The 7,075-nt window shown below is 62.4% G+C and carries 6 protein-coding genes; 4 read left to right on the forward strand and 2 right to left on the reverse strand.

Annotation, left to right across the window (positions count from 1 at the left end):
- Positions 1-13 precede the first annotated feature (13 nt).
- The gene (locus R6V78_RS03755; RefSeq protein ID WP_410287992.1) at positions 14-949 is read left to right on the forward strand and encodes an ROK family protein; all 936 of its coding nucleotides are present in this window, start codon (positions 14-16) and stop codon (positions 947-949) included.
- Positions 950-1,097: 148 nt separating this feature from the next.
- Positions 1,098-4,130, forward strand: coding sequence for a DNA polymerase III subunit alpha (locus R6V78_RS03760; RefSeq protein ID WP_410287993.1), 3,033 nt, complete (start codon positions 1,098-1,100; stop codon positions 4,128-4,130).
- A gap of 91 nt (positions 4,131-4,221) precedes the next feature.
- Here R6V78_RS03760 and R6V78_RS03765 read toward each other — a convergent pair whose 3' ends face one another.
- The gene (locus tag R6V78_RS03765; RefSeq protein WP_410287994.1) at positions 4,222-4,488 is read right to left on the reverse strand and encodes a hypothetical protein; all 267 of its coding nucleotides are present in this window, start codon (positions 4,486-4,488) and stop codon (positions 4,222-4,224) included.
- A 125-nt stretch (positions 4,489-4,613) separates the two neighbouring features.
- Here R6V78_RS03765 and R6V78_RS03770 point away from each other — a divergent pair, with 125 nt between their 5' ends.
- Positions 4,614-5,228 carry a J domain-containing protein gene (locus R6V78_RS03770; protein WP_410287995.1) on the forward strand — a complete coding sequence of 205 codons (615 nt, stop codon included), beginning with the start codon at positions 4,614-4,616 and terminating at the stop codon, positions 5,226-5,228.
- 10 nt (positions 5,229-5,238) lie between these two features.
- Here the strand turns inward: R6V78_RS03770 and R6V78_RS03775 are convergent, their stop codons facing one another.
- A complete protein-coding gene (locus R6V78_RS03775; RefSeq protein ID WP_410287996.1) occupies positions 5,239-6,687 on the reverse strand; it encodes an aminoacyl-histidine dipeptidase in 1,449 nt (482 codons plus the stop codon).
- Between the two features lie 138 nt (positions 6,688-6,825).
- On the opposite strand from R6V78_RS03775, the gene R6V78_RS03780 reads away from it, so the two are divergent.
- A complete protein-coding gene (locus R6V78_RS03780) occupies positions 6,826-6,993 on the forward strand; it encodes a hypothetical protein (protein ID WP_410287997.1) in 168 nt (55 codons plus the stop codon).
- The last annotated feature ends 82 nt before the right edge of the window (positions 6,994-7,075 follow it).

Genomic DNA, 7,075 nt, shown 5'->3' on the forward strand with positions numbered 1-7,075 from the left:
CCCGAGGAGCCCAATGAACGCAATACGCCCCACGAACACAGCCAACCCGACCTATCGCCTGGGCATCGACCTGGGCGGCACCAAGATCGAAGCCGTCCTGCTGGACCCCGAGGGCCACAGCCTGCTTCGGGAACGCATGTCCACGCCGCGCGATCCGGACGGCCCGGATGAATATAAAAAGATCCGGCAGAGCGTGCACACGCTGATCCAATCCACCCTGGAAAAAGTACCCCAGGGCCAAGCCTGCACCATCGGCGTCGGCATCCCCGGCACCATCAACGCCCGCAGCGGCCTGGTCCAGAACGCCAACACCACCGGGCTCATCGGCCATCCCTTCCAGGAGGATCTGGAGCGGCTCCTGGGCCGCCCCATCGCCATGGAAAACGACGCCAACTGCTTCACCCTGGCCGAAGCCAGACAGGGCGCAGCCAAAGGGTTTCACCTGGTATTCGGCATCATCCTGGGCACCGGCTGCGGGGGCGGCATCAGCATCGGCGGGCGGATCCACACCGGCCAACACCGCATCGGCGGGGAGTGGGGCCACTTCTCGGTGGATCCCGCGGGCACCCGCTGCTACTGCGGCAACCAGGGATGCGTGGAAACCAAAATCAGCGGCGATGGCGTGGCCCGATCCTTTTTCGAACACACCGGCCGCCGGCTCACCCTGGAGCAGATCACCGAGGGCTACCGACAGGGCAACACCGCGTGCAGCACCGTATTCGAACAGTTCCTGGACGATTTCGGCCGTTGCCTGGGGGGCCTGATCTCCATATTGGACCCTGACGCGGTGGTCCTGGGGGGCGGGGTGTCCAACATCGACGAACTTTACACCCTGGGACTGCAGCAGGTGCGCCGCTACGCCTTCCACGAACATGTGCAGACGCCGATTCTCAAACACCAACTGGGCGATTCCGCCGGCGTCATCGGTGCCGCCTGGATCGGTAAATGAGATCGCTGACTGCTCGCGGCTGACAGCCAAACAAAACTGTATGGGCTGATTTTATAACCCAATAATACCTAATTCTTTCATTTGGCAGTTGGTATTCCGCATTTTTATCGCTGCCGGGCGCCAGCGACCGTTCCAACACCGATCAGCTATGAGCGATCCGTTAATTCCCCTCACCGTCCGATCCCATTACTCCCTCATGTGGGGCACCGATTCGCCGGCAGCCATCTGCCGGGCGGCCCGGCGCTTGGGATACGACCGCCTGGCCCTGACCGACACGGACAACCTCTATGGTCTGTGGAAGTTTGTCCGCGCCTGCCGGGAAGAGGGCATCACACCCATCGTAGGAGCCGAAATCACCGATCCGAACCAGCCGCACCGCGCCGTCTGCCTGGCGAAAGATGCCGTCGGCTACGCCAACCTGTGCCGACTGATCACCCGGCGCCACCGGGATCCGGCATTCGACCTGTCCATTACGCTGCCCCATCTGGCCGACGGCCTGCTGGTGCTTACCAGCCGCGTCGATCTGATGGCGGCATGGCACCGGGCCGGTGTCCACGCAGCGGCAGCCCTGCCCCGAAGCCCCCGATCCCCTTTTCATCCGTTGGTGCAGACCGCCCGACGCCTGGACCTCCCCCTGGTGGCCACACCGGGCAGCTTCTTTCTGGAACCGGACGGATTCGCCGTCCACCGTCTGCTGCGGGCCATCAGCGGCAACACGACCCTTTCACGGCTCGCGCCCGGCGATACGGCGCCGATGGATGCCTGGCTGGCACCACCGAAGGAATATCGCCGGCGGTTCAACGGCTGTCCGGAGGCCATCGACAACGCCCGGCTGATCGCCGATCAATTGAGATTCAGGCGTCCGGATTTCGGTCTGGTCATGCCGCCCTGGCAGGATCACCGGGGCCGCAGCGCCGACAACTGCCTGCACCGGGCCGCCTATGCCGGTGCGCGAAAACGGTACGGGCAGGAGCTGGGCGAGGCCGTGGTGGAACGGTTGACGCACGAACTGGCCGTTATCGCCCGCATGGGTTTTTCGGCCTATTTCCTGGTGGTGCAGGATATCGTCGCCCAAAGTCCGCGCACCTGCGGGCGGGGGTCGGCCGCCGCCTCCCTGGTGGCCTATTGCCTGGGCATCACCAACGTTTGTCCGCTAAAGCACAACCTTTACTTCGGCCGCTTCCTCAACCCCGGGCGAACGGACCCGCCGGACATTGACGTGGACTTTGCCTGGGATGAGCGGGACGCGGTCATCGACGGCGTCTTGAACCGCTTTGACGGCCATGCGGCCATGGTCGCCAGCCACATTCTGTTCCAACCCCGCATGGCCCTGCGGGAAACCGCCAGGGTTTTCGGTATGCCCGATGGCGAAATCGGCAAGATCACCCGCCGCCTGCCCTGGTTCTGGCAGCAGGGTGAACTGGATGCGGGACTGCTGGAAAGCCTGCGCCACCGACCGGAAACGCGCCACCTTGATTTTGTTCACCCCTGGCCGCAAATCATGGCCCTGGCCCAGCGGATCGTCGGCATCCCGCGCCACCTCTCCGTGCATCCCGGCGGTGTGGTGATAAGCCCGGGTTCCATGGACGGCTATGCGCCCGGCGAAAACGCTCCCAAAGGGGTGCCCATCATCCAGTGGGACAAGGACGGCGCCGAAGACGCCGGCCTGGTGAAGATCGATCTGCTGGGCAACCGCAGTCTGGGGGTGATCCGTGATACGCTGGCCGACATGCGGGCCAACGCCATCGACCTCGACGAAGGCCGCTGGGAACCCGAGGACGATCCGGCCACCCGGGATACCGTGGCCCAAGGCCGCACCATGGGCTGTTTTTACATCGAGAGCCCGGCCATGCGGCTGCTGCACCGCAAAGCCGGCCGCGGTGACTTCAACCACCTGGTCATCCACTCCTCCATCATCCGGCCGGCGGCCAACGTCTATATCCAAGAGTACCTTCGGCGGCTTCACGGCGGCAGTTGGAATCCCATCCACCCCCTGCTGGCCGATGTGCTGAACGAGACGTTCGGCATCATGGTCTATCAGGAAGACGTCTCCCGGACCGCCTCGGCCCTGGCCGGTTTTTCCGACGCGGAGGCCGACGGCCTGCGCAAAATCATTGCCAAAAAAGATCGGCAGCGGCAGCTGGCCGATTTCCATGACCGCTTCATGGACGGCGCTGCGGCCCGCGGCGTAACCCCGGATCAGGCCGATGCGGTGTGGCAGATGATGATGAGCTTTTCCGGCTACTCCTTTTGTAAGCCCCACAGCGCCTCCTACGCCCGGGTGTCCTTCCAGGCGGCCTTTCTCAAGACCCACCATCCGGCTGAATTCATGGCCGGGGTCATCAGTAACCAGGGAGGCTTTTACGGTACGTTTGCCTATGTGTCCGAAGCCAGGCGCATGGGGCTGACCATTGATCCGCCGGACGTCAACACCAGCCTGATCCGATGGACGGGCAAGGATCGGCGTCTACAGGTGGGTCTGATGGCGGTTGGCGGAATGACGGCACACAGCATGGAAAAAATCATGGCCTGCCGGCAGTCATATCCTTTCAGGGACATGACCGACTTTCTGGATCGCGTGCAGCCACATGCAGATGAAACCCGGGCCCTGATCCACTGCGGTGCCCTTGATGCACTCGATGCGGCACGATCGCAAACCCGATTGCTGTGGGAATTGGCCCGCTGGCAGGCCGACCGGCAGCGGTCAAGCCGGCAGGCAGGTCTGTTCGCGCCACGTCGGGCCGCCGCGACCGCCATGGCACCACCCGCATTCCCGGTGGAGGATGCCCGGATGCGTCTGCGTCGGGAGTTCGCCGTCCTGGGCTTTCTGTGCCGTCAACACCCCATCAGCCTGTTCGCCGAGGCCATAGCACCCATGCACACCGTGAAGGCGAGCCGGCTTCCGGACCTGGTGGGCCAACGGGTGCAGCTGGCAGCCTGGCTGGTTACCGGCAAGGTGGTGCACACCCGCCGCGGAGAGCCCATGGAATTTCTCACTTTCGAAGATGAAACCGGTATCGTGGAAACCACCTTCTTCCCGGAGCCCTACCGCCGCTTCTGTCATATGATGGACCGGAATCGACCCTTCCTGCTGGCGGGAATGGTGGAGGCGAACTGGGGCGCGGTGACCCTGACCGTGGATCGGGTGCAGGCGATAAGACTGAAGACTCACGCATCTTGAATGGATTGCGTCAAGTAAATTGGTTGACCTTAGGGCCCGCGGGCCCCACACCCGCGGGTCGAAGTCCGGGGAGCGAAACGGCATTCGTTTTCTATGACCACCGCTGCTTTGAAGCCGCTTTGAGGGCACGCTGCAGGGCGGCGGTAATCTTTTTGGCCGGCCAGGCCGTTAGCGACCAGCCGATGGCCAGAATCATCAGCCAGACCATCACCTCGCCACCCCGGCTCAGGTTCCGGCCCTGGGTCAACAAGGGGCCAAAAAAAACAGCGCAGACAAATCCGGCGGCAATGCGCCAGGTGTCCTCCGAAAAAAGCAGGTAAAAGAGAATATAGGCAACGCTGAGCGGTCGTTTTTGCATGGTTGCGCCTCAGGTAAAAAATGGTTCCTCACCTGCATAAAAGCTTTTCACATCCGGGTCAAGGCCCGGATTGACACCCGGCCGTTTTTCGCCTATTTTGAAGCCATCACGACTGGGAATCGACAATGGATTTAAAAACGAGTTTTGCGGTGCTGGGCGTAGACCCAGAAGCGGATGAAGCACGGGTCAAGCGCGCCTTCAAGGCCCAGGTGCGGCGTTGGCACCCGGATCAGTTTTCTGCAGGATCGGAAACCAAGCTTGCCGCCGAAGAGCACCTCAAACAGATCAACATCGCCTACACCCGGGTCAAGGCACACCTCGCAGCCCGCCGGCCCGATCCGACCGCCGCAGAGAAAGCCACCCCCGTCGATCCGGATGAGGGCGGTGTCGACCGACACGAAACAACGGGCCAAGCCTCGAAAACCCGCTCCTGGGTCGATCACCTTTTCGGCGCCTTGAACGCCTTTGCCGGCAAACGGGACGGTCAGCCGCCTCGTTCGCCGGCCACGGAAGGCCATGCGAACTGTCGCAAAACCTTTGAACAGGTTCTCGATGAAATGGCCGGCGCCGCAATCTTCCCGCGACCGAAACCCCAACCATTAAAACCGGATGCCCGCCGCCCCCACGTCTACGGCCGCCAGCGCCGCCACGGCGCCGGCGTGGGTGCGGTGGGTGCAACGGAAAGCCCGGGGCCGGTCAAACCGGTGGGTCGGATTCGGGGAATCGGCCGAAGCCGATAGTGTTGGCGGGTCACCCCCAGGATTTCAGCAGGCTGACCAACAACCGCCAGACCTTCTCCACCGACGGCAGATAAAGCCGTTCCGACGGCGAGTGGGGATTTTGCATGGTGGGCCCGATAGAGATCATATCCATTCCCGGGCAACGGTCGCCGATCACGCCGCATTCCAGCCCCGCATGCATGATCTGCACCGTTGGCGCGACATCAAAAAGCTCCCGGTAAATCGCCGTACAGCGCTTGAGCAGCGCGGAATCTGGATTCATGGGCCAGGACGGGTAGCCGCTGGCGGTATGGACGCTGGCGCCGGCGAGGCGTCCGACGGCCTCGACCGCCAGGCACACGGCATCGAGTCGCGAGGGCACCGAACTCCGCTGGCTGGAGATTATCGCCAATGCATCGGTGGTAACCCCCACCATGGACAGGTTGACCGACGTCTGCACCAGGAGCGGAAATTCTTCGGCCATCTCAACCGGACCGCTGGGCAGCGCCGTCAGCAGATCTACCACGACAGCCGTATCGTTTTCACTGACACCACGCCGGCCGGCGGCCACCGATCCCTTTTTACGAATATCGACGATCAGCCCCGGGTCCGCCGTCCGATATTCCTGTTCGATGCATCCGGCGACTGAACCGAGCGACCGTTGCGCAGCGTCGACCCGGTCGCGTGGGCAAGCCACAAGCGCCTGACATGATCGGGGAAGCACATTCCTGCCGGTGCCGCCGGTTAATTCGATGAGCCTCAGGGGCGCTGCCGCCATCCCGGCACTCAGCAGGCGTGCCATGACCTTGTTGGCATTGGCGCGATGCCTGGCGATGTCTACACCGCTGTGCCCGCCCTTGCCCCCCTTTACGCAAACATTCAGCAGCGCGTAATCGTCCCCAAGGGTCTGAAACGCCAATTGCCGTTTGATGGTGGTGTTGCGTCCCCCCGCACAACCAACCACGAACACGCCTTCATCTTCCGAATCCAGGTTGATCAGGATTCTGCCCGACAGCAGCGACGGGTCCATCTTCAGGACGCCGGTCAGACCCGTCTCCTCCTCCACGGTGAAATAAAGCTCAAGGGAAGGGTGCGAGACTTTCGGGCTGTCCACCAGGGCCAGGGCCAACGCAAGGGCGATCCCGTTGTCCGCGCCCAGCGTGGTATCCCGGGCGCTGAGCCAGGGACCGTCCTGAACCATACGGATGGGATCGCTGGAAAAGTCGTGCGCCGAATCGGCATGTTTTTCACAGACCATGTCCATATGGCCCTGCAGAATCACGACGGGTGCACGTTCATACCCAATGCTGGCCGGAACCTGAATGACGAGGTTGCCGGCCGGATCGGACTTTACAGCCAGGCCCCGGTCCATGGCCCACTGCTGCAGCCAACGGGATATCTGCGCCTCTTGTGTCGAGCAGCGCGGGATCTGGTTGATCCGCCCAAAAATATCGATAACCGTGCGGGTTGGTTGGTCCATGCATGGATCTTTCTGGATATCTTCCCTGGCCCGGCCCACTGGACCCGGTTTTTATAATAAAGGGTTCAGATATGGAAAAATAAGCCGATATGCAAGCAAGAATACCTTGGGGTGAAAGGGAGAAGACCAGCGACACGCATGAAGACCCAATTGCTGATTGTCATCGCGTTTTTATTTTTTCTTGCCTGGAGAAGGGCCGCAGACAGCCTGCTCCTGTTCTGCGCCCTGTCTGCCGCCGGCCTTTGCGTGTGTGTGCTCATTCACCGCACGGAAAACCATATCGCCATCGACGATGAGCGGCAGTAGGTTACCGGCGGCAGGGGGCGATCGCATCGGTTCGGATCAGGAACATCTTTCCAGGCAGGCCAGAACCGTCTGGCAATTTGCG

Origin of the sequence: Desulfosarcina sp., from assembly GCF_046496365.1 — a bacterium.
GTDB lineage: Bacteria > Desulfobacterota > Desulfobacteria > Desulfobacterales > Desulfosarcinaceae > Desulfosarcina.

Bases quoted from the DNA above. Each gene is read 5' to 3' on its own strand.
- R6V78_RS03770 (WP_410287995.1), top strand. From the start codon at position 4,614: ATGGATTTAAAAACGAGTTTTGCGGTGCTGGGCGTAGACCCAGAAGCG.
- R6V78_RS03755 (WP_410287992.1), top strand. From the start codon at position 14: ATGAACGCAATACGCCCCACGAACACAGCCAACCCGACCTATCGCCTG.
- R6V78_RS03760 (WP_410287993.1), top strand. From the start codon at position 1,098: ATGAGCGATCCGTTAATTCCCCTCACCGTCCGATCCCATTACTCCCTC.
- R6V78_RS03780 (WP_410287997.1), top strand. From the start codon at position 6,826: ATGAAGACCCAATTGCTGATTGTCATCGCGTTTTTATTTTTTCTTGCC.
- R6V78_RS03765 (WP_410287994.1), bottom strand. From the start codon at position 4,488: ATGCAAAAACGACCGCTCAGCGTTGCCTATATTCTCTTTTACCTGCTT.
- R6V78_RS03775 (WP_410287996.1), bottom strand. From the start codon at position 6,687: ATGGACCAACCAACCCGCACGGTTATCGATATTTTTGGGCGGATCAAC.